Here is a 25842-nt window from a genome sequence, read left to right as displayed (position 1 = left end):
CTGCATTTTAAAGATCATTCCCACGCTCCCGCGTGGGAATGCGGCCGTGACGCTCTGCGTCACCTGTGCGCGCGGTTGGCGGACGCGGAGCGTCCCAAGAGGCATTCCCACGCGGAGCGTGGGAACGATCATCCCACGCTCTCGCGTGGGAACGATCTGTTCAGTCGGTGTTATCCAGGTATTTGAGCGCAAATCTCTCGGCCGCCTGCCGTGCCGGCGCGAGCAAGTGCGGCGCTACCAGCATCATCACCTGGTAAATCACCACCTGCACTTCACCCTTGCGGTCGAGAATCCGTTGGTAGTCCAGGGAAAACAGCAGCGTCATGGTGATCTGTTCCACCAATTGGCCGAGCGCTTGTGTATCGCTGACCAATTGCCCCGCCGCCTTCAACCGTGCCAGTAAAGAAGCCAGGGTGCGCTTGAGCGCCGTGAGCAGGCTACGAATGCCTTTCGCCAGTTTCGGCAAACGCCCGGCCAGGTTCGACAGGTCCTGGAACAGGAACCGGTAGTGGGCCATGCGCTCCACGATCAGGTGCAGGAACAGCCAGTAATCCTCGGGCTCCAGTTGCGCGTCGGCGGGCGGATCGAGCAAGGGCGCCAGCTCAGCCTGAAAGCGCTCGAACAACCCAAGCACCAAAGGCTCTTTGCCGTGGAAGTGGTAATAGAGATTGCCGGGGCTGATCCCCATTTCATTGGCCACTTCCATGGTCGACACGTTCGGCTCGCCCTTGCGATTGAACAGCAGCAGGGCACATTCAAGGATACGGTCGCGGGTCTTCATCCAGCCTTCTTAAGTGGGATCGTTGAGCTCAGCGCACGCGCACGTAGGTGCCTGGCGCCGCTTCCATCGGTGGGTAATTCTGGTTGCCCAGGGCAGTGAGGGTTTCGCGTTGCACGCCCGAACGTTGCTGGACCCACGCCAACCACTGCGGCCACCAACTGCCTTCGACGTGATGGGCGTCGTAGTACCAGGCGCGCGGGTCGCTGCTCAGCTTGGGGTTCTCGACGTAATTGGCCTTGGGGTTGCCGGGCGGGTTAAGGATGCTCTGGATATGTCCGCTGTTGGACAGCACGAAACGCCGCTCACCGCCCAGCAGTTGGGTGGAGCGATACACGGCGTCCCATGGCGTGATGTGATCGTTGATGCCGGCCACGCTGAAGCTGTCTACCGTGACCTTGCGCAGGTCGACGGGGGTTCCGCACACCTCCAGGCCCCCGGGATGGCTCAGCGGGTTGTGCTTGAAGAAATCCAGCAGGTCGCCATGCAACGCGGCGGGCAGGCGCGTGTTGTCGTTGTTCCAGTACAGGATGTCGAAGGCCGGCGGTTCTTTGCCCAGCAAGTAGTTGTTGACCCAGTAGTTCCAGATCAGGTCATTGGGGCGCATCCAGGCGAACACCTTGGCCATGTCGCGGCCGTCCAGCACGCCTTTCTGGTAGGAGCGACGCTTGGCGGCTTCAAGGGTTTGCTCATCGGCGAACAACACGGCCGGGCTGTCGATCTGACTGTCCAGCAAACTCACCAGATAACTGGCGCTGGCGACGCGCCGCAGCTGGCGCTTGGCTTGCAGGTGGCCTTGCAGAGCCGCAATGGTCAGGCCACCCGCGCAGGCGCCCATCAGGTTGACCTCGCGCGCGCCGGTGATCGCGCGGCAGACGTTGAGCGCTTCCTCCAGCGCAGCAACGTAGGTGGACAGGCCCCATTCGCGATGGCGCACATCCGGGTTACGCCAACTGACCATGAAGGTCTGCAGGCCGTTTTTCAGGGCGTATTGCACGAAGCTGTTGGCCGGGCTGAGGTCGAAGATGTAGTACTTGTTGATTTGCGGCGGCACCACCAGCAAGGGCTTGGCGTATTGTTTTTCGCTCATGGGCTTGTACTGGATCAGCTCCAGCAGTTCGTTGCGAAACACCACTGAACCCGGGGTGGTGGCGACAGTCTTGCCCACTTCGAAGGCATGCTTGCTGACCTGGCGCGGCAGGCCGTTGTTGTGCAGCAGGTCTTCGAACAAGTGACTCACGCCGCGCACCACACTGTTGCCGCCGGAATTGAGCAGTTCCTTGATCGCCAGAGGGTTGAGCAAGGTGTTGGACGGGGAGACGGCATCGTTGAGCAGGGTGAAGGCGAACTGCGCGCGAATGCGGTCATCCGCGCTGAGGGCGCTGTCATCAATCCAGTTGCGCGTCTGTTTTTGCCAGCTCAAGTAGGCCTGCAAGCTGCGCCGGTACAGGGGGTTGAGCTTCCAGGTGGGGTCGCTGAAGCGGTTGTCGTTGGGGTTGGGTTCATGCACCGTTTCACCCAGCAACACGCGGCCCAGTTGGCTGCCCAGGGCCAGGGCGTGGCGTGCGGTGTGCATCGGGTTGCGCATGCCATGTGCCGCGACGGTGCGCAGGGTCGACAGCAGATCCTGGCCGCGCAGCCCAGTGATCGCGTTTTGCGCGTTGATGAACGCAGCAGGGGTGGGCGCCGGGTTCGTCACGGGTCTTTCTCGCATGAGCCAACACTCCTTCGTCAAGCCATCAAGAGGCACGCCAATTCAGAACCATAGTCGGTTCCTGGCAAGTTGCGCGGTGGTGCGATCCTTCACACCGCCGGGCGCGGATGTATCACGGCGCGCAGGCGCTCTTCCTCGAGAAACTTCATGATGATCGGCGCCACGGCTTCCGCCCGGGTGATCAGGAATAAATGGCCGTCATCGATGATGTGCAGCTGTGCATTGGGGATGCGCCAGGCGAGCAGGCGCATGTTGATCAGCGGGATCAGCGGGTCGTCGTCCCCGGCCAATACCAGGGTGGGCTGACGTATCTTGTGCAACCAGTGAATGCTGGTCCAGCCCAGCCCCGCGAACAGTTGCCAGTAGTAGCCCAGCTTACCGGCCGAGCGCACTTTGCTGGCATGTTCGGCGGCCAGCTTGGCGTCGCGGCGAAACGAGCCGCCATAAATCATCGGCGCAATACGCACCACGTGGGACGGCTGGATATAACGCCTGGGGCTGGCCATCAGCCACAACACTTTCGGCTTGCCCGGCACCATCACCGCACCCGCCGCCGTGGCCGCCAAGATCAGTTTTTTGCACCGTTCCGGGTAGTCATAGGCAAACTGCTGCGCCAGCGCTCCGCCCCACGACACGCCCACCGCGTTCACCTGGCCATAGTCCAGGTAATCGAGCATGCGCGCCGTCAGCTTGGCCAAGCCGGGGAAGCGATAGGGCCGGTTGGGCGTGGAGGAACCGCCCACGCCCGGCACGTCGAAGGCGATCACCTCCAGGTCCGGGTCCAGGGCCTGCACGAACGGAAACACCAACTCCAAGTTGGCGCCGATGCCGTTGAAGATCAGCAGCGGCGTCAAGTGCGGCTTGCCCGGTCGTACCGCCGTGCGGATGGCTTGGCCATCCAGGTCGATAGTGCGGAAGATGAACGGTTGCGGCATGCTCAAGCCCTGTGAAGTATTACAGGAGAAATGGGGTCAAAATGTGGGAGGGGGCTTGCTCCCGATGGCGGTGTGTCAGTCAGCACACCTGACACTGATCCATCTCTATCGGGAGCAAGCCCCCTCCCACATTTGGATCTCATTCCAATCTACCGCTCATGTACATAGGTGCCTGGCGCCGCTTCGGCGGCAGCATAGGTCTTACTGCCTAATGTCGTAGGCGCTTTTTTCAACTTACCCGCCCGCTCCGCCTGCCACACCTGCCAGTGCAGCCACCACGAATCCGTATGCTTGGTCGCGTTTTCCTGCCACTCCAGCGCAGTGCCCGCCAGCCCCTCGCTGGTCTGGTAGCGGGACTTGGGGTTGCCCGGCGGGTTGAGGATGCTCTGGATATGCCCGCTGCTCGACAGCACGAACTCCACCTTGCCGCCAAACAATTGCGCCGACTTGTAGCAGGACTGCCAGGGTGTGATGTGGTCGTTGGTGCCGGCCAGTGAATAGATATCGGCCGTGACTTGCTTGAGGTCGATGGGCGTACCGCACACTTCCAGCGCGTTGGCGCGCACCAGCGGGTTGTTCTTGAACAGCTCGATCAGGTCGCCATGGAACGCGGCCGGCAGGCGCGTGGTGTCATTGTTCCAGAACAGAATGTCGAACACCGGCGGCTCGTTGCCGAGCAGGTAGTTGTTGACCCAGTAATTCCAGATCAAGTCGTTGGGCCGCATCCACGCGAATACCTTGGCCATGTCGCGGCCTTCGAGCACGCCGGCCTGATAGGAATGGCGCTTCGCCGCTTCCAGCGTCTGTTCATCGACGAACAGCGCCACCTGGGTGTCCAGCGTGGTGTCCAGCACACTCACCAGCAGGGTCAGGGCGTTGACCTTCTTCTCGCCCAGCGCCGCGTAGTGGCCCAGTAGCGCGGTGCAGGTGATGCCGCCGGAGCAGGCGCCCAGCATGTTCACGTCCTTGCTGCCGGTAATCGCCCTGATCACATCCACTGCTTCCTTGAGCGCCTCGATGTAAGTCGACAGGCCCCACTCGCGCTGGGCCTTGGTGGGGTTGCGCCAACTGACGATAAAGGTCTGCTGCCCATTGCGCAGGCAGAAACGCGCCAGGCTCTTCTCCGGGCTCAGGTCGAATACATAGAATTTGTTGATCTGCGGCGGCACCACCAGCAGCGGGCGCTCGTGCACCTGCTCGGTGATCGGCTTGTACTGGATCAGCTCCAGCACATCATTGCGAAACACCACGGCGCCGTCGGTGATGCCCAGGGTCTTGCCCACTTCGAAGGCGCCCATGTTGACCTGGCTCGGCATGCCGCCGTTGTGCACCATGTCCTTTGCCAGGTGGGACAGGCCGTCGAGCAGGCTTTTGCCACCGGTTTCAAAGAAGCGTTTGACCGCCGCCGGGTTGGCTGCGCTGTTGGTGGGGGCCATGGCTTCGGTCATCAGGTTGATCACGAAGTGGCCACGGCTGATGTCCTGTTCCGACAGATTGCTATCGCCGATCCAGTCGTGCAGTTCCTTGCGCCACGCCAGGTAAGTCTGCAGGTAGCGCTTGTAGAGCGGGTTCTGGCTCCAGGCCGGGTCGTGGAAGCGGCGGTCGTCGCTTTCCGGCACCAGCGCCGATTTGCCGAACATCACGTTCTTGAGCTCCACCCCAAAATGGGCGACGTGTTTGACGCTGTGTAACGGTTGCTTGATGGCTTGGGTCAGCACCATCTTCGCCGAGGCCAATAGATCCTTTTTGCGTAACGCGATGATCGGGTTCAACCCCAGGGTGTTTTCAGAGGCCTGGCGTTTCAAGTCATCGTTATTCTTGTTACTCATCTACGACGCTCCATTGTCCGAAAGACGAGTACCGGCGATTGCTGCGCACCCATTTCGATACACGACACCAGCCTGGTACTGCGACTCGGGTGACCGTTGATACCGCATCGTCAAATGCAGGGAACTTGCCAGTTCCATTGGTTACCCGAGTTTAATTTTTTTCGCAAGCGGGCCAATCGTTGGCCACCAGACAGGGCATTCAAGCAGATGAAATTAGAAAATGCCCTCTAAAGAGCAAGAAGCCTGGGCTAGAGCATCAGGCGCACGACCGACTGACTCGGGTCGCGGGTTTTTCCGGCAGCTTTCAGTTCGGCCAGGTAATCCGCCCACAGCGCGTCCTGACGCACGGCCAGTTGATACAGGTAGTCCCAGGTGAACAGCCCGCTGTCATGGCCGTCGTCGAAGGTCAATTTCAGTGCGTACTGGCCGGCCGGTTCCAGCTTGATCAACTTAACGTTGAGCTTGCCGAATTGCAGGATGGGTTTGCCGTGGCCCTGGACCTCGGCGGAGGGTGAGTGCACGCGCAGGAATTCGGCGGGCAGTTGGTAAACCTCGTCGGGGCCGTAGGTGAGGCCGAGGGTGTTGGAGGTTTTGTGCAGGTTTACAGCAGTAGGAAATTTCGACATTGGAGATAATCCTGAATAAACCGGCTTAACAATGTGGGAGGGGGCTTGCTCCCGATAGCGGTGGATCAGTCAGCTTATCTGTAGCTGACCCACTGCAATCGGGGGCAAGCCCCCTCCCACATTTTAAGCAAAGCAGTTCTGTGTGAGGCTTACAGGATATACCGCGACAAGTCTTCGTTCTGCGCCAATTCACCCAGGTGGCTGTTGACGTAATCCGCATCGATCTTGATCGCCACGCCATTCTGCAAGCCTGCCATGTCCCCGGCGCTGAACGACACTTCTTCAAGCAGGCGCTCAAGCAGCGTGTGCAGACGCCGCGCACCGATATTCTCGGTCTTCTCGTTGACCTGCCAGGCAATCTCCGCCAGGCGCTTGATACCGTCCGCCTGGAATTCGATGCCCAGGCCCTCGGTTTTCAGCAGCTCACGATACTGCTCGGTCAACGACGCATGCGGCTCGCTGAGGATGCGCTCGAAGTCGCCCGGAGTGAGCGCCTTGAGTTCCACGCGGATCGGCAGGCGACCTTGCAGCTCCGGCACCAGGTCGCTTGGCTTGCTCAGGTGGAACGCACCGGAAGCGATAAACAGGATGTGGTCGGTCTTGACCATGCCCAGCTTGGTGTTCACCGTGCAGCCCTCGATCAGCGGCAGCAGGTCGCGCTGTACGCCTTCGCGAGACACATCGACACCACCGGAGTTGCCGCGTTTGGCGACTTTGTCGATCTCATCGATAAACACAATGCCGTGTTGCTCGACCGCTTCCAGGGCCTTCGCCTTGAGTTCTTCCTCATTCACCAGGCGCCCGGCTTCTTCGTCGCGCACCAGTTTCAGCGCTTCCTTCACCTTGAGCTTGCGGCTTTTCTTCTTGCCCTTGCCCATATTGGCGAACAGGTTCTGCAACTGGCTGGTCATTTCTTCCATGCCCGGTGGCGCGGAAATATCGACGCCGGACACCTCGGCCACTTCAATCTCGATTTCCTTGTCGTCCAACTGGCCTTCACGCAGGCGCTTGCGAAACAGCTGACGGGTGTTGGAGTCTGACGACGGCACGGCATCTTCGTTGAAGCCCATGCGTGCCGGTGGCAGCAAGGCATCGAGGATGCGTTCTTCGGCGGCGTCTTCGGCGCGGTGGCTGACCTTGGTCACTTCCTGCTCGCGCAGCATTTTCAAGGCGGCGTCGGCCAGGTCGCGAATGATCGATTCGACGTCGCGGCCCACATAGCCCACTTCGGTGAACTTGGTGGCTTCGACCTTGATGAACGGTGCATTGGCCAACTTGGCCAGACGCCGGGCGATCTCGGTTTTACCAACACCGGTCGGGCCGATCATCAGGATGTTCTTTGGCGTTACTTCAACGCGCAACTCTTCGGGCAGTTGCATCCGGCGCCAGCGGTTACGCAGCGCAATGGCAACGGCGCGCTTGGCATCGTCCTGGCCGATGATATGGCGATTGAGTTCATGGACGATTTCGCGGGGAGTCATGGACATAGTGTTTGGCGGCCTCAAGCGGGAATAAGCCTACGGCTTACTCGGCGAGGTCCTGCTCCTCAATGGTCTGGTTGTGGTTGGTGAACACGCAGATATCACCGGCGATACCCAGCGCGGTCTCGACGATTTCACGCGCCGACAGATCGGTTTTCTTCAACAGCGCGCTGGCCGCGGCCTGTGCATAGCCGCCGCCCGAACCCATGGCGATCAGGCCGTGTTCAGGTTCAACCACATCGCCGTTGCCGGTGATGATCAAGGACGCGTCTTTGTTGGCGACCGCCAGCATAGCTTCAAGACGGCTGAGGGAGCGGTCGGTGCGCCACTCCTTGGCGAGTTCGACGGCGGCGCGCACCAAGTGGCCCTGGTGCTTTTCAAGCTGGCCTTCGAAACGCTCGAACAGGGTGAAGGCGTCGGCGGTCGCGCCTGCGAACCCGGCGAGCACCTGGCCGTGGTACAGGCGACGCACTTTCTTGGCGTTGCCTTTCATCACGGTATTACCCAGGGAAACCTGGCCGTCGCCGCCCATGACGACTTTGCCGTGGCGACGTACTGAAACGATGGTGGTCAAGGGGAGAGTCTCCACGCAGCGGGGCGAAAATGCCCTGATGGAAACTGATATGGGGGTGGCGGAGGGGATTTCAACCGTAGGACGGTCGCAGGGATGAGTGGTGGACTGATCGTTCCCACGCTCTGCGTGGTAATGCCGCAATTGACGCTCTGCGTCTTCTCTTGTGACGCGGAGCGTCACGGCTGCATTCCCACGCGGAGCGTGGGAACGATCATGAGGGATGATCAGCGGCTCTGGCGCTGTTGTAACAGCAGGTTGCTAAACCCTGCGCCGGCCAATTGTTTCTGCGCCACGGTCAACTGCTCGCGGTTGCTGAACGGGCCTACCAGCACGCGATACCAGGTCGCGTCCTTCACCGTGCCGGATTCCACCGTCACCGCCTGACCCAGCAGAATGATCTGCGCCCGCACACGATCGGCATCCGCCTGTTTCGGGAACGAGCCCGCTTGCAGGAAGAACTTGGTCACCGGTGCGGCCTTGGTCTCTGCCACTGGAGGTGCCGGCGGCGGGGTGATACCTGCCAATGCCGCCTGGGCGCGCGCCGTGTCGATTTTCGCCGCTTCCGCAGGCGTCACCGGCGTGGTCGGCACTTGCGGCGTCGGCAGGGTTTTCTCCGGCACGGCGTCGGGCGGCACGATCACTTCCGATTCCGGCAGCAGTGTGTAGAAATCGTACTTGGGCTTCACCGGCGCCGTGGGGCTTGGTGCGGTCTTGTTGGCCTCGGCGATCTTCGTGGCTTTCTGCTGCTCCTGTTTGACGCGCTTGACGTCATCGCCCTGGCCGGGCTCCAGCTTCATCAGAAATACCACGAATGCGCCGACCGTGAGGCCGATGGCCATCCACAGCCAACCCGGAATCGGCTGCTTGGCCGGGGCCTGATAGCGGCTGGCGCCGCGCTTGGGTGCAGGTTTTTTCTTGGCGGCCAACTTACATGCGCTCCAGAGTTTCCAGGCCCAGCAGCTCCAGGCCTTGCTTGAGGGTCCGTCCAGCCAATGCGGCGAGGCGCAGGCGACTGTGCTTCTGGGCTTCATCGTCGGCGCTGAGGATCGGGCAATTCTCGTAGAAGCTGGAGAACAGGCCGGCCACTTCGTACAGGTAGGTGCAGAGGATATGCGGCGTGCCTTTCTCGCCGACGCTGTTGAGCACTTCGCCGAACTGCGCGAGCTTGGCGGCCAGTTCCTGCTCCTGGGGTGCGTCCAGCACGATCTGGCCTTCGACTTCGCTGAAGTCCTTGCCCAGTTTGCGGAATACACCGGCCACGCGGGTGTAGGCGTACAGCAGGTACGGTGCGGTATTGCCTTCGAAGTTGAGCATCAGGTCGAAGTTGAAGCTGTAGTCGCTGGTGCGATGCTTGGACAGGTCGGCGTATTTCACCGCGCCAATGCCTACCACGCGGGCGATGTTGCGCAGGTCGGCCTCGGCCAGCTCAGGGTTCTTTTCCTTCACCAGGCTGTAGGCGCGTTCCTGGGCTTCGGTCAGCAGGTCGATCAGCTTCACGGTGCCGCCGTCACGGGTCTTGAACGGGCGGCCATCGGCGCCGTTCATAGTGCCGAAGCCCATGTGTTCCATGTGCATCGGGTGAGTGACGAAGCCGGCGCGGCGCGCCACTTCGAACACCTGCTGGAAATGCAGGGCCTGGCGCTGGTCGACGAAATACAGCGCGCGGTCGGCCTTGAGCACGCCGCTGCGGTAGCGCACGGCGGCCAGGTCGGTGGTGGCGTAGAGATAGCCACCATCGGCCTTGACGATGATCACCGGCAGCGGTTCGCCCTCGGCGGTCTTGAATTCTTCAAGGAACACGCACTGCGCGCCGTTGCTCTCGACCAGCAGGCCTGCGGCCTTGAGGTCGTTGACCACGTTGATCAGGTCATCGTTGTAGGCGCTTTCGCCCATCACGTCGGCCATGGTCAGCTTGACGTTGAGCAGTTCGTAGATTTCCTGGCAGTGGGACAGCGAGATATCGCGGAAACGACCCCACAGTTCCAGGCATTCCTTGTCGCCCGCTTGCAGCTTGACCACCAGGCTGCGCGCGCGGTCGGCGAACTCGGCGGATTCGTCGAAGCGCTTCTTGGCGGCGCGGTAGAAGTTTTCCAGGTCGGCCAGTTCGTTGCTGGTGATCGGGTTTTCCTGCAGGTACGCCATCAGCATGCCGAACTGGGTGCCCCAGTCGCCCACGTGATTCTGGCGGATCACGGTGTCGCCGAGAAATTCCAGTACCCGCGCCACGCCGTCGCCAATGATGGTCGAGCGCAGGTGGCCAACGTGCATTTCCTTGGCCAGGTTCGGTGCCGACAGGTCGATGACCACGCGCTGGCTGTCGCCGGCTTTGCGTGCGCCGATGCTGGCATCGGCCAGGGCGGCATCCAGGCGCGACGCCAGGGCCTGGGTGTTCTGGAAGAAGTTGATAAAGCCTGGGCCGGCGATTTCGGCCTTGGTGACACTGGCGTCGGCCGGCAGCGCCGCGATGATTTTTTCCGCCAGGTCGCGGGGTTTCATGCCCGCGGGCTTGGACAGCATCATCGCGATGTTGCTGGCGAAGTCGCCGTGGGTCTTGTCGCGAGTGTTCTCCACTTGGATCGCCGGCGACAGGCCTTCAGGCAACACACCTTCGTTGACGAGTTGGGTGAGGGCTTGCTGGATCAGCTGGCGAATGGTGTCTTTCATGGTGTTCTCTTTCGACCGCAAGCGGCGGCGCGCGATGCGCAGGTGGAAAAACTGGGCATTATCCGTGGCGAGGGCGGGCTTGCCAACCGTTCCAGACCTGTGGAGCTGTTTAAGGGCGTTGTGCCTCCCTGTAGGAGCGAGCTTGCTCGCGAAAAACCCGAGGGCGCCGCGTGAAATCAGGATACCGCGTTATCGTTAACGTTTTTCGCGAGCAAGCTCGCTCCTACAGGGAACGGCTTAATACAAATCTACCGGGTCTACATCCAGCGACCATCGCACTTGCCGGCCGCTGGGCATTTGCTCCAGGGCAAGCAACCAGCTACTTAATAGCCGATGCAGCGGTGCGCGGGACGTTGCCTGCAAGAGTAACTGCGCGCGATAGCGCCCGGCGCGGCGCTCCATCGGTGCGGGCACCGGGCCGAGCAGTTCGATGCCGCTCAGACCCAGTTCGGCGAGCAAACGTTCGGCGGCGCTGCAGGCCTCGTCGAGAAAGGCTTCGGCCTGGCCCGGTTTATGCGCCTCGGCGCGCAGCAGTGCCAGGTGCGAAAACGGCGGCAGCCCGGCGGCGCGGCGTTCGCTCAATGCCTGCTCGGCGAAGGCAAAGTAACCTTGCTCGGTCAGTTGAATCAGCAGTGGGTGGTCGGCCAGGTGTGTCTGGATAATCACCCGGCCCGGCTCTTCGGCGCGCCCGGCGCGGCCGGCGACCTGCACGATCAACTGCGCCATGCGCTCGCTGGCGCGGAAGTCGCCGGAGAATAAACCACCGTCGGCATCCAGGATCGACACCAGGGTCACCCGTGGGAAGTGATGCCCTTTGGCGAGCATTTGCGTGCCAACCAGAATGCACGGCTGGCCTTTCTGGATGGTGGCGAACAATTGGTTCATCGCGTCTTTGCGCGAGGTGCTGTCGCGGTCCACCCGCAGTACCGGGTAATCCGGGAACAGAATGCCCAGGCGCTCTTCGGCGCGCTCGGTGCCCGCGCCGACCGGGCGCAGGTCGACCTTGCCGCATTGCGGGCAGTGGCGCGGCACCGGCTCGACATGGCCGCAGTGATGGCAGCGCAATTCGCCGTAGCGCTGGTGCACGGTCATGCGCGCATCGCAGCGTTCGCATTCGGACATCCAGCCACAGTCATGGCACAACAGCGTCGGCGCAAAGCCACGGCGATTGAGGAACACCAACACTTGCTGGCCGGCGGCGAGAGTCTGGCCGATGGCTTGCTGCATCGGGCCGGAAATACCGCTGTCCAGCGGACGGCTTTTTACATCCAGGCGCAGGAAACGCGGCTGTTTGGCGCCACCTGCGCGCTCATTCAGGCGTAGCAGGCCATACCGGCCGGTGTAGGCGTTATGCAGGCTTTCCAGGGAAGGCGTGGCCGAGCCGAGCACAATCGGGATGTCTTCCTGGCGTGCGCGTACCAGCGCCAGGTCGCGGGCGTGGTAACGCAGGCCTTCCTGCTGTTTATAGGAGCCGTCGTGTTCTTCGTCGATGATGATCAGCCCCGGATTTTTCATCGGGGTAAACAGCGCCGAGCGGGTGCCGATGATGATGTCGGCTTCGCCGTCCCGCGCCGCCAGCCACGACTCCAGACGCTCACGGTCGTTGACCGCCGAGTGCACCAGCGCGATGCGGGCGTTGAAACGCTGTTCGAAACGCGCCAGGGTCTGCGGGCCGAGGTTGATCTCGGGGATCAGCACCAGCGCCTGTTTACCCGCTTGCAGGGTTTCGCGGATCAACTGCAAATAGACTTCGGTCTTGCCGCTGCCGGTAACGCCGGCCAGCAGGAACGCGTGGAAGCTGTCGAACCCGGCGCGGATCGCTTCATAGGCGGCGCGCTGTTCGGGGTTCAACGGCAGCTCCGGTTGCGCCAGCCAGTGTTCGTGGCGCGGGTCGGGGGCATGCTTGCGGATTTCCACCTGCACCAGGCCTTTGGCGAGCAACAGGTCGAGGCTGTCTTTGCTCAGCATCAGCTTGCTCAAGAGCTGATGGGCGACGCCATGCGGGTGCTGGGCCAGGGTGGCCAGGGCTTCACGCTGGCGCGGGGCGCGGGCGATACGCGGGTCATCCAGGCGGGCGCCGGGCGTCATCGACCAGAACCGCTCCTGGCGCGCTTCGGCCAGTTCGCCCTGGCGCAGCAGCACCGGCAGCGCCCAGCTCAAGGTATCGCCCAGGCTGTGCTGGTAATACTGTGCGGTCCACAGGCACAACTTGAACAGCGCGGGCGGCAGCGGCGGGGTGGTGTCGAGGATGGCGATGGCCGGCTTGAGTTTTTCGGCGGGCACTTCGCTGTGGTCGGTGACTTCCACCAGGATGCCGATCATTTCCCGGCGCCCGAACGGCACGCGCACGCGCATGCCTGGCTCCAGCTGCGCACGTGGCACACCGGCCGGGGCCCGATAATCGAACAGGCGGCGCAGGGGCGAGGGCAGGGCTAGGCGCAAAATGGCGTCGGGCACGCGAGAAGTCTCATCTATAAAGGCAGGCGGTGGCGCAGGGGCGGGAGCCTAGCAGACCGACGGTGGAGGTGTCCCGTCTCTGCTGCAGGAAGGAGAGACTTGCGCAGGCGCCGGGATTTTCTGATGAAAGGGCGTACTCGGCCGTCACCGCCGCTTGCGCGATTGAAAAGGTCTGTTAGAATTCGCGGCCTAATTACGTGCGGTATTCGACAATAGTGTCGAGTGGCGGCACGCTAGCCCGAGGAAGTGCCATGAAAGCCGATATCCATCCAGCGTACGAAACCATCGAAGTCACCTGCAGCTGCGGCAACAAGTTCGAGACTCGTTCGAACCTGTGCAAGCCACTGGGTACTGACGTATGCAACGAGTGCCACCCGTTCTACACCGGTAAGCAGAAAACTCTGGACACCGGCGGCCGTGTACAGCGCTTCGCAGATCGCTTTGGTGCTTTCGGCAAGAAGCCTGCTGCTGCTACTCCAGCAGAGTAAGGCTCAAAGGCCTTATGGGCTTTTGCCAGCTGTTGAAAAAGGCGTCCCTTGTGGGCGCCTTTTTTGTGCCTGGGATTTGGTTCGGCGCGGCCCAGGCCCAGGTGTTTTGCCCGGCGCCGGCCTCCGTGGCGCGTGTAGAAGTACAGCGCGTGGTGGACGGCGACACCGTGCGCCTCAAGGATGGCCGCAGCGTGCGGCTGATCGGCCTCAACGCCCCGGAAACCGGCAAGAAGGGCCGCGCTGACGAGCCCTTTGCCATCGCCGCGCGCCAGCGCTTGCAAGCCTTGGTGAGGGCCAGTGGAGGACGCGTCGGGCTGGTGCCGGGTCGCGAGGCCAAGGATCGCTATGGGCGCACCCTGGCGCACCTTTACAGCGCCGACGGCAAGAACCTGGAAGCCCAATTACTGGCCGAGGGCCTGGGTTTTCAGGTGGGTGTCGCGCCCAACGTCGACCTCGTTGCCTGTCAGCAGGCGGCTGAGCACACGGCGCGCCAGGCAGGGCTGGGCCTGTGGCGGCAATCGCCGGTGCAAGGAGTGGCCCGGCTCAAGCAGTCCGGCTTCGCCCTGGTCAGCGGCCGTGTCAGCAAGATCGAACGCAATCGCGCCGGAACCTGGATCGAATTGCAGGGTTCACTGGTATTACGCGTTGCGCCCGATCTGGCCCATCAATTCGACACTGCCATGCTCGATGGTCTGCAAGGCAAGACAATCGAGGCGCGTGGCTGGGTGCAGGATCGCTCTCGGCGTGGTGGGCGCAAAAGCGGCCAGGCACGTTGGCTGCTGCCGATTACCGATCCCGGCATGCTCAAATTGGTGCAATGATAAAAAATTGTAGACATTTTTTCAGTCGATTGTGAACAGTCAAGCCCTTGTATCCCGTGGCTTTAGACTAAAGTACGCTGTTGCAGGGCCTTGACACCTGTGACCGACCAGTCTTGTAGGGGCTTTACGACACGCGTATCCTCGGCGGTCCGTCGACCAACAGTAAAAGCGGAATGCCGATATGTCTGATTTGAAAACTGCCGCTCTCGAATATCATGCCAATCCTCGTCCAGGAAAGCTGAGTGTAGAGCTCACCAAAGCCACTGCCACCGCCCGCGACCTGTCGCTGGCCTACAGCCCTGGCGTTGCCGAGCCCGTACGTGAAATCGCCCGCGACCCCGAGCTGGCGTACAAGTACACCGGCAAGGGCAACCTGGTTGCAGTGATTTCTGATGGCACCGCGATCCTGGGCCTGGGTAACCTCGGCCCACTGGCTTCCAAGCCGGTCATGGAAGGTAAGGGCGTGCTGTTCAAGCGCTTTGCCGGCATCGACGTTTTCGACATCGAGGTCGACTCCGAAAGCCCGCAGGCCTTCATCGACACCGTCAAGCGCATCTCCATCACCTTCGGTGGCATCAACCTGGAAGACATCAAGGCACCTGAGTGCTTCGAGATCGAAAAGGCCCTGATCGAACAGTGCGACATCCCGGTATTCCACGATGACCAGCACGGCACCGCGATCGTTACTGCGGCCGGCATGATCAACGCCCTGGAAATCGCCGGCAAAACCCTGAGCGAGGCGAAAATCGTCTGCCTGGGCGCCGGTGCTGCGGCCATTTCCTGCATGAAGCTGATCATCAGCATGGGCGCCAAGCTGGAAAACATCTACATGGTCGACAGCAAGGGCGTTATCCAGTCCGAGCGTACCGACCTGAACCAGTACAAGGCAATGTTCGCCCACCCATCCTCCAAGCGCACCCTGGCGGATGCCCTCGACGGTGCCGACGTGTTCGTCGGCCTGTCCGGCCCGAACCTGCTGAGCGCCGAAGGCCTGAAGTCGATGGCGCCGAACCCGATCGTGTTCGCCTGCTCCAACCCTGACCCGGAAATCTCCCCGGAACTGGCGCACGCCACCCGCAGCGACGTGATCATGGCCACCGGCCGTTCGGACTACCCGAACCAGGTCAATAACGTGTTGGGCTTCCCGTTCATCTTCCGTGGCGCCCTGGACGTTCGCGCCAAGCGCATCAACGAAGAGATGAAAGTAGCGGCCGCCAACGCCCTGCGTGAACTGGCCAAGCTGCCGGTGCCGCAGGATGTATGCGACGCCTACGGTGGCGCCAAGCTGGAATTCGGGCGTGAGTACATCATTCCCAAACCGATGGATAAGCGCCTGATCACCCTGATCTCCGATGCCGTGGCCAAGGCTGCAATCGAGACTGGTGTGGCAACCCTGCCGTATCCGAAGAACTACCCGCTCAAAAGCGTGGATGATGTGTTCAACGGCTAATCCGTTGTAGCGCACCCACAAAAAAGCCCCGGCTCTCGCGAGTCGGGGCTTTTTTGTGGCTGATCATTCCCACGCTCCGCGTGGGAATGCACCCCGTGACGCTCCGCGTCACATGTGCTTGACCACAAAGCCGTGCGCGTCATCAGAATAGATCGATCGGCGCACCTTCATCCGCCGGCAGCGGGCTGCCCGGTGCAACCCCGTTGCCCAGCTCGTTGACCGACGGCGGTGTGTCTTCGCTCTTGAACAGTTCGAAGTACGCGTTCGGCGTGCTCGGCGAGGCTGCGCGGCCGCTTACCGGGTCGATGCGCAGGCTGAGGATGCCTTCCGGTTCCGGCTGGGTGTGCAGCGGCTTGTCCTTCAGTGCCGCGCCCATGTAACTCATCCAGATCGGCAGCGCGACTGTACCGCCGAATTCGCGACGGCCCAGGCTTTCCGGCTGGTCGTAACCGGTCCATACGGTGGTCACATAGTCGCCGTTGTAGCCGGAGAACCAGGCATCCTTGGATTCATTGGTGGTACCGGTCTTGCCAGCGATGTCCGCGCGGCCGAGGGCCAATGCGCGCCGGCCGGTACCCTTCTTGATCACGTCTTGCAGGATGCTGTTGAGGATATAGGTGGTGCGGCCGTCCACGATGCGTTCAGCCACTGCCGGTGCTTGCGGCTCGGCCGGCGCGGGGGGATTTGCGGCAGGCGTCGTGCCTGGGGTCGGCTCGATGGTGATGCCGCCGTTGCTAGGTGCGGCAAGACCATCGGTCGCCGCCACACCGTTGACCACATCGCCGGGCACCCGTGGCGGGTTGGCAGTGAACAGGGTGTCGCCATTGCGGCTTTCGATCTTGTCGATCAGGTATGGCGAGATTTTGTAACCGCCGTTGGCAAAGGTGCTCCAGCCGGTGGCGATTTCCATCGGCGTGAGAGTGGCGGTACCCAGGGCCAGGGACAGGTTCGGCGGCAGATCAGACTTGGCGAAGCCAAAGCGGGTCATGTAATCGATGGTCTTGCCCACGCCCATCGCCTGCAGCAGGCGGATCGACACCAGGTTGCGCGACTTGTACAACGCCTCGCGAATGCGGATCGGGCCGAGGAAGGTGTTGGTGTCGTTCTTCGGGCGCCAGACTTTGTCCGGGTACTCATCGACAAACACGATCGGTGCGTCGTTGACCAGGCTGGCGGCGGTATAGCCGTTATCCAGCGCGGCACTGTAGACGAATGGCTTGAAGCTCGAGCCCGGCTGGCGCTTGGCCTGGGTGGCGCGGTTGTAGTTGCTCTGCTCGAAGGCGAAGCCGCCGACCAGGGAGCGGATCGCACCGTTTTGCGGGTCGAGGGACACCAGGGCGCCTTGGGCGACCGGGACCTGGCTGAATTTCAGGCTGTCATCCGCCTGGCGCTGCACGCGGATCAAATCACCCACCTGCGCCACGTCGGACGGCTGCTTGGGCATCGGGCCCATGCTGTTGGTATTCAGGAACGGGCGCGCCCATTTCATGCTGTCCCACGCCACATGCGCTTCGCCGGTGCGGGTCAGCACTTGCACGCCGTCTTTCTTCACCTGGGTGACGATGGCTGGCTCCAGGCCACTGATGGAGCGCTGTTTGCCCAGCTCGGTGGTCCAGGCGCTCAGGGTCTTGCCCGGCAAGCGCGATTCAGGGCCGCGATAGCCATGGCGCTGGTCATAGGTGATCAGGCCTTCGTGCAGCGAATGGTTGGCAATTTCCTGCAAGTTGCTTGGAACGGTGGTAGTAACACGGAAACCTTCGGTGTAGGCCTCGCTGCCATACCGGCCGACCATCTCGGCACGCGCCATTTCGGCGATATACGGCGCATTCACTTCCGGCGTCGGCACGTGATAGCTGGCGTTCAACGGTTCGGCCACCGCGCTTTCGTAGGCGGCCTGGTCGATCTTGCCCAGCTTGTACATGCGCCCCAGGATCCAGTCGCGACGCTCCTTGCTGCGCGCCGGGTTGGCCAAGGGGTTGAAGCGCGACGGCGCCTTGGGCAGGCCGGCAATCATCGCCATCTGAGCCAGGCTGGCATCACGAATCGACTTGCCGTAGTACACCTGGGAAGCCGCCTCGATGCCGTAGGCGCGGTTGCCCAGGTAAATCTTGTTGACGTACAGCTCGAGAATTTCATCCTTGGTCAGCTGACGTTCAATCTGCAGCGCCAGCAGGATCTCGGTGGCCTTGCGCGAAAAACTGCGCTCGCTGGTGAGGAAGAAGTTCTTCGCCACCTGCATGGTGATGGTGCTGCCGCCCGATTGAATGTGTCCGCTTTTTACCAACTGCGTGGCTGCGCGTACCAGGCTACTGGGGTCGACGCCGTAGTGGTTGGCGAAATTATCGTCTTCAGCCGACAGCAACGCGCTGATGAAATTGGGTGGAATGTCGGCGAAACGGATCGGGGTGCGGCGCATTTCGCCGAACTCCGCGATCAGTTTTTCATCGCTGCTGTAGACCCGCAAAGGAATCTGCAACTGGATACTTCTGAGAGCCTCTACGGACGGCAAACCCGGACTAAGGTAGAGGTAGGCCCCGCTGAGTACGAGCAGCAGCCCGCAGACGATCGCGACAATGGAGTACCCGAAAAACTTCAGCAGACGAATCAAGGCTTTTGGATTTCCAGAGAAATGAAAGAGTTACGCGTCGGGGCATGCATGGCAAACGATGGATCGACCCGGGCAGCAGATAAAAAGCGGGAAAAAACGCTGGGCATTAAAGCATTTTCGCCTTCGGGCGTCATTCGCGCGGCTCAAACAAGTCGACCGAATGCACGCTGCCCGGCGGCAATCAGGCGGTAAGACAGGCAAAGCTTTAGGGAGTTTTATGGGAAAGGGATTTTTCAGGCGAAAACTCGACGTCGTCCTCGGCGTTGACATCAATGACCAGGGTATCAAGCTGGTCGAGCTGGGCCGTTCGGCGCAAGGTTTCAGCATTCAGGGGTATGTCACGCAGGTATTGCCGGCACATGCGGTGGTCGATGGCACATTGCTTGACCTCGACGGCGTAGGGCGGGCGCTGCACCAGGCTTTATCCCGCTTGCACAGTGGCACCAGGCACGCGGCCGTCGCGGTGGCGGGCCCTTCGGTCATTACGCGGGTGATCGAAATGGACACGGACCTGGGCGACGAAGAGATGGCCTGGCAGATACAGATGGAGGCCGACCAGTACATTCCTTATCCTCTGGACGAGGTCGCCATCGATTTTCAGGTGCGCGGGCCATCGCCCCAGGAAGCGGGGCGGGTCGAGGTGTTGCTGGTGGCGTGCCTGCGTGAGCAGGTCGAGGCCCGCGAGGCGGCGCTGGCCCTGGCCGGGCTGGTGACACAGGTAGTGGATGTCGAAGCGTTTGCATTGGAGCGCGCTTGCCGTCAGGATTTTGCCAGCTTCACGCCGGGTCATCGAGTCGATGGCGCACAATGGGCCGTCGATGCCCAGGGGATGGGAGTGGCTTGCGGGTTAGCCCTGAGGAGTTTCGCTGGATGACACGAATCAATCTTTTGCCCTGGCGCCGGTTGCTGGCGGAGCGGCGCCGCAAATATTTCCTGGCACTGTTGCTGGTATTTGCCTGCCTGGCGCTCGCGGCGGTGTGGCTGGCTGACCAGGTGATCGACCAGGCGATCGACCGGCAGGTTACCCGCAATGTGCGCCTGAACGGGGATGTCGCCGTGCAGGACTCACGCATCAAGACCATCGACGACCTGCAGGAGCGAAGCCAGCAATTGGCACAGCGCATGAAGGTCGTGCAGGACCTGCACGATGCGCGATCTTCCGGTGCTCGGCTGTTCGATCAGTTGGCGCGCGCGATGCCCGATGGCGTTCATCTGCATGAAGTGGTCGCGAGTGGCGATACGATCAGCATCCGTGGCAGTGCCGACAGCAATCAGGATATCGCCCAGTTGATGCGTCGGTTGGAGGCGTCACAGGGAGGCCACTCCGCGCGGCTCGAGCGGGTGCGGGCAGAGGGCGAGCGCGGCGATCACGAGTTTCAGTTGATGGTGCGTCAGGGGGAAACCATCGAGGCGCAACCATGAGCCTGCCCAGGCTCGACTTTTCCGCACTCTCCTACAACGCTGCAAAATGGCCCTGGCCTGGAAAGGCCCTGCTTGGCTGTGCGCTGGCCGGCTTGGTGCTGTTGCTTGGAGAGGGGGTTTACCTGGGGGCTTCGCGGGAGCGACTGCACGGCCTCGAGGCTCGGGAGCAGGCGCTGCAAGCGCAGCTTGAAGAAAAAACCGGCTTGGCCGCCGAGCTTGAGGCGTACACCGAACAAGTCAGGGCGATGGAAGAGACTGTCGCGGGCCTTCAAGGGCAGTTGTCCGGTGAGTCCTCCGTACCGGGCTTGCTGGAGGACATCGCCCGGCTGGCGGTTGCCAAAGGCGTCTGGATCGAGGGCGTCGAGGTGCTGGATGAGGCGTCGCTGCCGTTCCATGTCGAGCAGCCCTTGAAGATTGCCGCTACGGGGGCCTATCACGACTTGGCGGCGTTCGTCAGCGCCCTGGGCGGGTTGCAGCGCATCGTCACGGTGCATGACGTGGCGGTGCGGCCTGAAGGGGCATTGTTGCGTCTTGACCTGTTGGCCAAGGCCTATCGAAGTGCGTCCCCAGGCGGCAGCGCGTCCCAGGCGGTCGTCCCGGCTCCGCGCTTTGTTTATGACTCATCATCCCTGCGCGACCCGTTTCAACGGCCCGCCTTGCAAGCGGAGCACACGCCTGGGCGAGCGGCCCTTGCTCCGGATCTCACTCGGCCTCGCGGGCTGCTGGAGGGCATCGCAATCGAGCAGTTCGCCATGGTCGGTACGCTGTCGGGCGGTGGACAGACCTTCGCGCTATTGCGTGCCGGACCGACAGTGCATCGGCTGGCGGTCGGTGACTACCTCGGGCCCGATCATGGCCAGGTCATGTCCATCCAGGACAGTCATGTCGAGCTGATCGAGCGCTTTCCCGATGAACAGGGCCTCTGGCTGGAGCGCCCGCGAACCCTGGTAATGAACGTCAACTCATAACGGAATCAAACCATGAAAAGGATTTTCTCGTGCTTCGGTGTGGCGCTATGGATAGCGTTCACGGCGCCGACGGCTGCTGCTGTACCCAATCGCCTCGACCTGATCCAATTGCCGCCGCCCGAAAGTGCTGCTTCGGTCGGCCACACGGGCGACAAGCTGAATCTCAATTTCCAGAACATCGATTTGCGCGCAGCGCTGCAGCAAATCGCCGATGTCGCAGGCCTCAACCTGGTGGCCGGTGACGAGGTGCAAGGTTCGATCACTCTGCGGCTCAAGGAGGTGCCTTGGGACCAGGCGCTGGACCTGGTGCTGCAAGCCAAGGGGTTGGACAAACGGGTGAAGGCCGGCGTATTGCTGGTGGCGCCGGCTGACGAATTGGCCGCTCGCGAACTGCTGACGTTGGAGGCGCGCAAGCAGATGGCTGAGCTGGCACCGTTACGCCGGGAGTTGCTGCAGGTCAATTATGCCAAGGCAGCGGACCTGGCCAAGCTGTTCCAGTCAGTGACCGGCTTTGAAGGCGCGACCGACGAGCGCGGCTCGGTGGCGGTCGACGACCGCACCAACAATATCATCGCCTACCAGACTGGAGAGCGGCTGGAAGAACTGCGGCGGATCGTGGCGCAGTTGGATGTGCCGGTGCGCCAGGTGATGATCGAGGCGCGCATCGTCGAGGCCAATGTCGATTACGACAAAGGCTTGGGCGCACGCTGGGGTGGGCGGCTCAATCGCGGCAATTGGAGCGCCGGCGGTATCCCCAAGCCCCAGGCGGACGGCGCGCAGCTACCAGAGAACCCACCCAGCTCACCCTTCGTCGACCTGGGTTCGCTGACCGCCACCTCGGGCCTGGGACTGGCCTTTATCACCGACAACCTGCTGCTGGACCTTGAGCTGACCGCCATGGAAAAGTCCGGCAACGGCGAAATCGTCTCACAGCCCAAGGTGGTCACCTCGGACAAGGAAACCGCACGCATCCTCAAGGGCACCGAGATCCCCTACCAGGAATCCACGTCCCAGGGCGCAACCTCGGTGTCGTTCAAGGAAGCCTCGCTGTCATTGGAGGTCACGCCGCAAATCACCCCCGACGATCATGTGATCATGGTGGTCAAAGTCACCAAGGACGAGCCCGACTATCTGAACAAACTCAACGACGTTCCACCGATCAAGAAAAACGAGGTCAATGCCAAGGTCCTGGTCAAGGATGGCGAGACCATTGTCATCGGCGGGGTTTTCTCCAATACCCAAAGCAAAGTGGTAGATAAAGTGCCATTTTTAGGCGATGTGCCGTATCTTGGCCGCCTTTTCCGGCGCGATGTGCGGGCGGAGAAAAAATCCGAGCTGCTGGTATTCCTGACTCCGCGTATCATGAATAACCAGGCGATTGCTGTGAGTCGTTGATTCTGTGCGAAATTTGATTCTTGTAGGGCCGATGGGGGCTGGAAAAAGCACCATCGGCCGTTTGCTGGCCAAAGAGCTGCGCCTGCCATTCAAAGATTCCGATAAGGAAATTGAATTGCGCACGGGTGCCAATATCCCATGGATCTTCGATAAGGAAGGCGAGCTGGGCTTTCGCGACCGCGAGCAGGCAATGATTGCCGAGCTGTGCGGCTGCGATGGCGTGGTATTGGCCACCGGCGGTGGCGCGGTGATGCGCGATGAAAATCGCCGCGCCCTGCACGCCGGTGGTCGCGTGGTGTACCTGCATGCCTCGGTGGAGCAGCAGGTGGGCCGCACCGCCCGTGATCGCAATCGCCCGTTGCTGCGCACGGCCAACCCGGAAAAAACCTTGCGAGACCTGCTGGCGCTGCGTGATCCGCTGTATCGGGAAATCGCCGATCTGGTGGTGGAAACCGATGAACGGCCGCCGCGAATGGTGGTACTCGACATTCTTGAGCGCCTGCAACGGCTACCACCCCGTTAAAGCCTGGCCGCAAATGCGCTATTCTCGGCGGCGCGCCATGACCTCGCGGGGTGTGGCGTAGAGCCATCAGGCAGCGTCTGATCCAGGCGTTACCGGTCGTCAAAATATCTTCAACGCGGGGACACATGCAGACACTTAAGGTCGATCTAGGCGAGCGCAGCTACCCGATCCATATTGGCGAAGGTCTGCTGGACCAGCCCGAGCTGCTCGCACCGCATATTGCCGGTCGGCAAGTGGCGATCATCTCCAACGAAACGGTGGCGCCGCTGTATCTTGAGCGTCTGAGCCGCAGCCTGGCGGCGTACTCGGTGATCTCGGTGATCCTGCCCGACGGCGAAGCCCACAAGAACTGGGAAACCCTGCAACTGATTTTCGATGGCCTGCTGAGCGCACGGCATGACCGCCGTACCACCGTGGTCGCTCTGGGCGGCGGTGTGATCGGCGACATGGCCGGCTTCGCGGCCGCCTGCTACCAGCGTGGCGTGGACTTTATCCAGGTGCCGACCACGCTGCTGTCCCAGGTCGATTCGTCGGTGGGCGGCAAGACCGGTATCAACCACCCGCTGGGCAAGAACATGGTCGGCGCGTTCTATCAGCCGCAGGCCGTGCTGATTGACACCGCAACCCTCAACACCCTGCCCCCGCGCGAGCTGTCGGCGGGCTTGGCGGAAGTCATCAAGTACGGGCTGATCTGCGACGAGCCCTTCCTGACCTGGCTGGAAGAACACATGGACGCCTTGCGCGCCCTCGACCAGGTGGCACTCACCGAAGCGATTTCCCGCTCCTGTGCGGCCAAGGCGTTGGTGGTGAATGCCGACGAACGGGAGTCCGGTGTGCGGGCTACCCTGAACCTGGGCCACACCTTCGGCCATGCGATCGAAACCCACATGGGCTATGGTGTGTGGCTGCATGGGGAAGCCGTAGCGGCTGGCACCGTGATGGCATTGGAAATGTCGCAGCGCCTGGGCTGGATCAGCGTCCAGGAGCGTGATCGCGGTATCTGTCTGTTCCAGCGCGCCGGTTTGCCGGTGATTCCGCCGTCTGAAATGAGCGAGGCGGATTTCCTGGAACACATGGCGATAGACAAGAAAGTGATCGACGGTCGACTGCGACTGGTGCTGTTGCGCCACATGGGCGAAGCGGTGGTGACCGACGATTATCCGAAAGAGATTTTACAGGCCACGCTGGGAGCGGATTACCGCGCCCTGGCCCAGCTTAAAGGTTAATAAGATCCCGATGACTAGTTTGCATGCCGACGAGGCGTTCCTCGGCCACTACCACCTGAGCCACGACCCTTTCGCGCCTCGGGTGCCTGGTTTCAAATTCTTCCCTGCCCAGCGCAAGCCGGTACTGGGGCAATTGCACCATCTCGCGCGCTACAGCCAGTTGCTGCTGGTGGTGACGGGGCCGTTGGGTAGCGGCAAGACCTTGCTGCGCCAGGCGCTGGTTGCCAGCACCAACAAGCAATCGGTGCAGAGCGTCGTCGTCTCGGCCCGTGGTGCCGGTGACGCGGCCGGCGTGTTGCGCCAGGTGGCGCAGGCGTTGGACGTGGCCAACCCTGAGCCGAACGCGATTCTCAAACAGGTGGTGCAACTGGGCCTGACCGGCCAGGAAGTCTATCTGTTGGTGGATGACGCCGAGCAGCTCGACGAATCTGCCCTGGAAGCCCTGTTGGCGCTGGCGGCGGGTACCCCGGAAGGGCGTCCCCATGTGTTCTTGTTTGGCGAGTCGTCACTGATCGCCGATCTGGAGCAGATCAGCGGTGACCAAGAGCTGTTCCACGTCATCGAATTGCAGCCGTACGAAGAAGAAGAGACCCGCGAATACCTGGCTCAACGCCTCGAGGGCGCGGGGGCGGGTATCGAACTTTTCTCCGCTGCGCAGATCTCTGATATTCACGAAAGCTCCGATGGCTGGCCTGGCAACATCAATCAGGTTGCCCGCGATGCAATGATCGAAGCCATGATTGCCAGCCGCTCTGCGGTCAAGCGTCCAAAGATGGGGTTCACTATGCCTAAGAAGCACGTATTGGCTATTTCTGCCGTTGTCGTGGTCGCTGTTGCCGCCGCCTGGTTGATCCCAGGCCGCAGCAAGGCACCGGCAACCGCTGGCGCGCCAACCGAACAGGCGCAGTTGCCACTGGGCAAGCCCACGCCGAACGTCGAATTCGCCAATTCCGGCCAACCGACCAACCTGCCGATGGTCGGCCAACCTGTGATGCGCGGCCCACTGGCCGAAGAAGCCGGTGGTATCTCCGAAGGCGACGACGGCGTGCCGGTGGAAGGCTCCAGCGCGACACCGCCAACCGTGACCACCACCGCGCCACCTGCGGGCGTGCCTGCCGGTACGCCAGCGACTCCCGTTGCACCGGTTGCGCCAGCTGCCAAGCCGACCCCCGCGCCGACGGTTGCCACAGCCAAGCCTGCGCCTGCGCCGGTGACCAAGCCCGCGCCAACGCCTGCTCCAGCGGCCAAGCCTGCGGAAAAACCGGCGGCCACCGTTGCCAAGGCCGGCGCTGCCGGCAGCAGCTGGTACAGCAGCCAGCCCACCGGCAACTTCGTGGTGCAGATACTCGGCACCAGCTCCGAGGCCAACGCCCAGGCGTTCGTCAAAGAGCAGGGCGGCCAGTACCGTTATTTCAAGAAAGTGCTCAACGGCAAGCCGCTGTATGTGATCACCTACGGCAGCTTCCCAAGCCGCGCCGCAGCCGATTCCGCCATCAAGGCCTTGCCAGCGAAGGTTCAGGCTGGTAAACCTTGGCCTCGCACTGTTGCCAGCGTTCAACAAGAACTGGCAACAACTCGCTGAAGATCCGGCGGCCTTACCCAGGCCGCCCTCCCGGCACCTCAAAAAACTACAACAGCGTGCAGCCCTGAAGGCCGCGCGCTTTGTGGTGTCTGCGTCACGGTAGCTTTTGAGTCGTAGCGGTCAGAATTAAAAAAGTTTTGACTAGCACAGCATATCGCTTTAAACCTTTCATAAATGCGACATAGATTTGCGACATTTCGTCGCTAAATTTGTGAGCGTCTGTGGCGGTGTGTACAATGACCTCCCTTTTGCCCCCGCTAAGCCGGCGCACGTCCGGCGTGGAAGGTAACCGGTTGAATTG

At 61.8% G+C, this 25842-nt stretch carries 21 protein-coding genes; 10 read left to right on the top strand and 11 right to left on the bottom strand.

All coding sequences use genetic code 11. The features are described 5' to 3' along the window. Positions 1-160 precede the first annotated feature (160 nt). The 10 genes from C4J89_RS24755 to C4J89_RS24710 all read right to left on the bottom strand — a co-directional run bounded on the left by C4J89_RS24755 (position 161) and on the right by C4J89_RS24710 (position 13058). Positions 161-781, bottom strand: coding sequence for a TetR/AcrR family transcriptional regulator (locus C4J89_RS24755; RefSeq protein ID WP_124364751.1), 621 nt, complete (start codon positions 779-781; stop codon positions 161-163). A gap of 28 nt (positions 782-809) precedes the next feature. Then, the gene (gene phaC, locus C4J89_RS24750; RefSeq protein WP_124364750.1) at positions 810-2492 is read right to left on the bottom strand and encodes a class II poly(R)-hydroxyalkanoic acid synthase; all 1683 of its coding nucleotides are present in this window, start codon (positions 2490-2492) and stop codon (positions 810-812) included. An 89-nt stretch (positions 2493-2581) separates the two neighbouring features. Then, positions 2582-3427, bottom strand: a complete 846-nt coding sequence (gene phaZ / locus C4J89_RS24745) for a poly(3-hydroxyalkanoate) depolymerase (protein WP_124368646.1) — start codon at positions 3425-3427, stop codon at positions 2582-2584. A 149-nt stretch (positions 3428-3576) separates the two neighbouring features. Further along, positions 3577-5256 carry a class II poly(R)-hydroxyalkanoic acid synthase gene (gene phaC, locus C4J89_RS24740; protein ID WP_124364748.1) on the bottom strand — a complete coding sequence of 560 codons (1680 nt, stop codon included), beginning with the start codon at positions 5254-5256 and terminating at the stop codon, positions 3577-3579. Between the two features lie 248 nt (positions 5257-5504). Continuing rightward, the gene (locus C4J89_RS24735; protein WP_124364747.1) at positions 5505-5882 is read right to left on the bottom strand and encodes a gamma-butyrobetaine hydroxylase-like domain-containing protein; all 378 of its coding nucleotides are present in this window, start codon (positions 5880-5882) and stop codon (positions 5505-5507) included. A gap of 149 nt (positions 5883-6031) precedes the next feature. Continuing rightward, complete coding sequence (gene hslU / locus C4J89_RS24730) at positions 6032-7369, bottom strand: ATP-dependent protease ATPase subunit HslU (protein WP_124415786.1); 1338 nt, start codon at positions 7367-7369, stop codon at positions 6032-6034. A 37-nt stretch (positions 7370-7406) separates the two neighbouring features. Then, positions 7407-7937, bottom strand: coding sequence for an ATP-dependent protease subunit HslV (gene hslV / locus C4J89_RS24725; RefSeq protein ID WP_003171209.1), 531 nt, complete (start codon positions 7935-7937; stop codon positions 7407-7409). A gap of 224 nt (positions 7938-8161) precedes the next feature. Beyond that, on the bottom strand, positions 8162-8863 hold the full coding sequence (locus C4J89_RS24720; protein ID WP_124368642.1) for an SPOR domain-containing protein: 702 nt from the start codon (positions 8861-8863) through the stop codon (positions 8162-8164). Between the two features lies 1 nt (position 8864). Then, positions 8865-10601, bottom strand: coding sequence for an arginine--tRNA ligase (argS, locus tag C4J89_RS24715; RefSeq protein WP_124415785.1), 1737 nt, complete (start codon positions 10599-10601; stop codon positions 8865-8867). A gap of 237 nt (positions 10602-10838) precedes the next feature. Further along, entirely contained in the window at positions 10839-13058 is a 2220-nt protein-coding gene (locus C4J89_RS24710) for a primosomal protein N' (protein ID WP_124415784.1), read from the bottom strand. 251 nt (positions 13059-13309) lie between these two features. Here C4J89_RS24710 and rpmE point away from each other — a divergent pair, with 251 nt between their 5' ends. The 3 genes from rpmE (at position 13310) to C4J89_RS24695 (ending at position 15817) form a co-directional block, all read left to right on the top strand. Beyond that, positions 13310-13546, top strand: a complete 237-nt coding sequence (gene rpmE, locus C4J89_RS24705) for a 50S ribosomal protein L31 (protein WP_003237330.1) — start codon at positions 13310-13312, stop codon at positions 13544-13546. Positions 13547-13560: 14 nt separating this feature from the next. Continuing rightward, positions 13561-14367, top strand: a complete 807-nt coding sequence (locus C4J89_RS24700; RefSeq protein ID WP_124415783.1) for a thermonuclease family protein — start codon at positions 13561-13563, stop codon at positions 14365-14367. A 181-nt stretch (positions 14368-14548) separates the two neighbouring features. Continuing rightward, a complete protein-coding gene (locus C4J89_RS24695; protein WP_124364741.1) occupies positions 14549-15817 on the top strand; it encodes a malic enzyme-like NAD(P)-binding protein in 1269 nt (422 codons plus the stop codon). A gap of 142 nt (positions 15818-15959) precedes the next feature. Here C4J89_RS24695 and C4J89_RS24690 read toward each other — a convergent pair whose 3' ends face one another. Continuing rightward, positions 15960-18422: a penicillin-binding protein 1A gene (locus tag C4J89_RS24690; protein ID WP_372238991.1), complete on the bottom strand. Its 2463-nt coding sequence runs from the start codon at positions 18420-18422 to the stop codon at positions 15960-15962. 220 nt (positions 18423-18642) lie between these two features. Between C4J89_RS24690 and pilM the strand changes: the two genes are divergently transcribed. From pilM to C4J89_RS24655, 7 genes are all read left to right on the top strand, one after another. Continuing rightward, positions 18643-19299: a type IV pilus assembly protein PilM gene (gene pilM, locus C4J89_RS24685; protein ID WP_164487608.1), complete on the top strand. Its 657-nt coding sequence runs from the start codon at positions 18643-18645 to the stop codon at positions 19297-19299. Further along, positions 19296-19847, top strand: a complete 552-nt coding sequence (locus C4J89_RS24680) for a PilN domain-containing protein (RefSeq protein WP_124415780.1) — start codon at positions 19296-19298, stop codon at positions 19845-19847. Before pilM ends, C4J89_RS24680 begins: the two co-directional genes overlap by 4 nt. After that, positions 19844-20815 (top strand): pilus assembly protein PilP, encoded by a 972-nt coding sequence (locus C4J89_RS24675; RefSeq protein ID WP_124415779.1) that lies wholly within the window; start codon positions 19844-19846, stop codon positions 20813-20815. The genes C4J89_RS24680 and C4J89_RS24675 overlap by 4 nt, the downstream gene beginning before the upstream one ends. Positions 20816-20827: 12 nt before the next feature. Beyond that, entirely contained in the window at positions 20828-22210 is a 1383-nt protein-coding gene (locus tag C4J89_RS24670) for a type IV pilus secretin PilQ (RefSeq protein WP_124415778.1), read from the top strand. Positions 22211-22214: 4 nt separating this feature from the next. Beyond that, positions 22215-22733: a shikimate kinase AroK gene (gene aroK, locus C4J89_RS24665; RefSeq protein WP_003171222.1), complete on the top strand. Its 519-nt coding sequence runs from the start codon at positions 22215-22217 to the stop codon at positions 22731-22733. A 125-nt stretch (positions 22734-22858) separates the two neighbouring features. After that, a complete protein-coding gene (aroB, locus tag C4J89_RS24660) occupies positions 22859-23959 on the top strand; it encodes a 3-dehydroquinate synthase (protein ID WP_124415777.1) in 1101 nt (366 codons plus the stop codon). A gap of 10 nt (positions 23960-23969) precedes the next feature. Beyond that, positions 23970-25541, top strand: coding sequence for an SPOR domain-containing protein (locus C4J89_RS24655; RefSeq protein ID WP_124415776.1), 1572 nt, complete (start codon positions 23970-23972; stop codon positions 25539-25541). The last annotated feature ends 301 nt before the right edge of the window (positions 25542-25842 follow it).

It is taken from the genome of Pseudomonas sp. R4-35-07 (assembly GCF_003852235.1).
In the GTDB taxonomy this organism is placed as follows: Bacteria; Pseudomonadota; Gammaproteobacteria; order Pseudomonadales; family Pseudomonadaceae; genus Aquipseudomonas.
Note: the sequence above shows the minus strand (reverse complement) of the source record. Positions and strands in the feature narration are given on the sequence as shown.

Bases quoted from the DNA above. Each gene is read 5' to 3' on its own strand.
- C4J89_RS24755 (WP_124364751.1), bottom strand. From the start codon at position 781: ATGAAGACCCGCGACCGTATCCTTGAATGTGCCCTGCTGCTGTTCAAT.
- phaC (WP_124364750.1), bottom strand. From the start codon at position 2,492: ATGCGAGAAAGACCCGTGACGAACCCGGCGCCCACCCCTGCTGCGTTC.
- phaZ (WP_124368646.1), bottom strand. From the start codon at position 3,427: ATGCCGCAACCGTTCATCTTCCGCACTATCGACCTGGATGGCCAAGCC.
- phaC (WP_124364748.1), bottom strand. From the start codon at position 5,256: ATGAGTAACAAGAATAACGATGACTTGAAACGCCAGGCCTCTGAAAAC.
- C4J89_RS24735 (WP_124364747.1), bottom strand. From the start codon at position 5,882: ATGTCGAAATTTCCTACTGCTGTAAACCTGCACAAAACCTCCAACACC.
- hslU (WP_124415786.1), bottom strand. From the start codon at position 7,369: ATGTCCATGACTCCCCGCGAAATCGTCCATGAACTCAATCGCCATATC.
- argS (WP_124415785.1), bottom strand. From the start codon at position 10,601: ATGAAAGACACCATTCGCCAGCTGATCCAGCAAGCCCTCACCCAACTC.
- rpmE (WP_003237330.1), top strand. From the start codon at position 13,310: ATGAAAGCCGATATCCATCCAGCGTACGAAACCATCGAAGTCACCTGC.
- C4J89_RS24700 (WP_124415783.1), top strand. From the start codon at position 13,561: ATGGGCTTTTGCCAGCTGTTGAAAAAGGCGTCCCTTGTGGGCGCCTTT.
- C4J89_RS24695 (WP_124364741.1), top strand. From the start codon at position 14,549: ATGTCTGATTTGAAAACTGCCGCTCTCGAATATCATGCCAATCCTCGT.
- pilM (WP_164487608.1), top strand. From the start codon at position 18,643: ATGGGAAAGGGATTTTTCAGGCGAAAACTCGACGTCGTCCTCGGCGTT.
- C4J89_RS24680 (WP_124415780.1), top strand. From the start codon at position 19,296: ATGACACGAATCAATCTTTTGCCCTGGCGCCGGTTGCTGGCGGAGCGG.
- C4J89_RS24675 (WP_124415779.1), top strand. From the start codon at position 19,844: ATGAGCCTGCCCAGGCTCGACTTTTCCGCACTCTCCTACAACGCTGCA.
- C4J89_RS24670 (WP_124415778.1), top strand. From the start codon at position 20,828: ATGAAAAGGATTTTCTCGTGCTTCGGTGTGGCGCTATGGATAGCGTTC.
- aroB (WP_124415777.1), top strand. From the start codon at position 22,859: ATGCAGACACTTAAGGTCGATCTAGGCGAGCGCAGCTACCCGATCCAT.
- C4J89_RS24655 (WP_124415776.1), top strand. From the start codon at position 23,970: ATGACTAGTTTGCATGCCGACGAGGCGTTCCTCGGCCACTACCACCTG.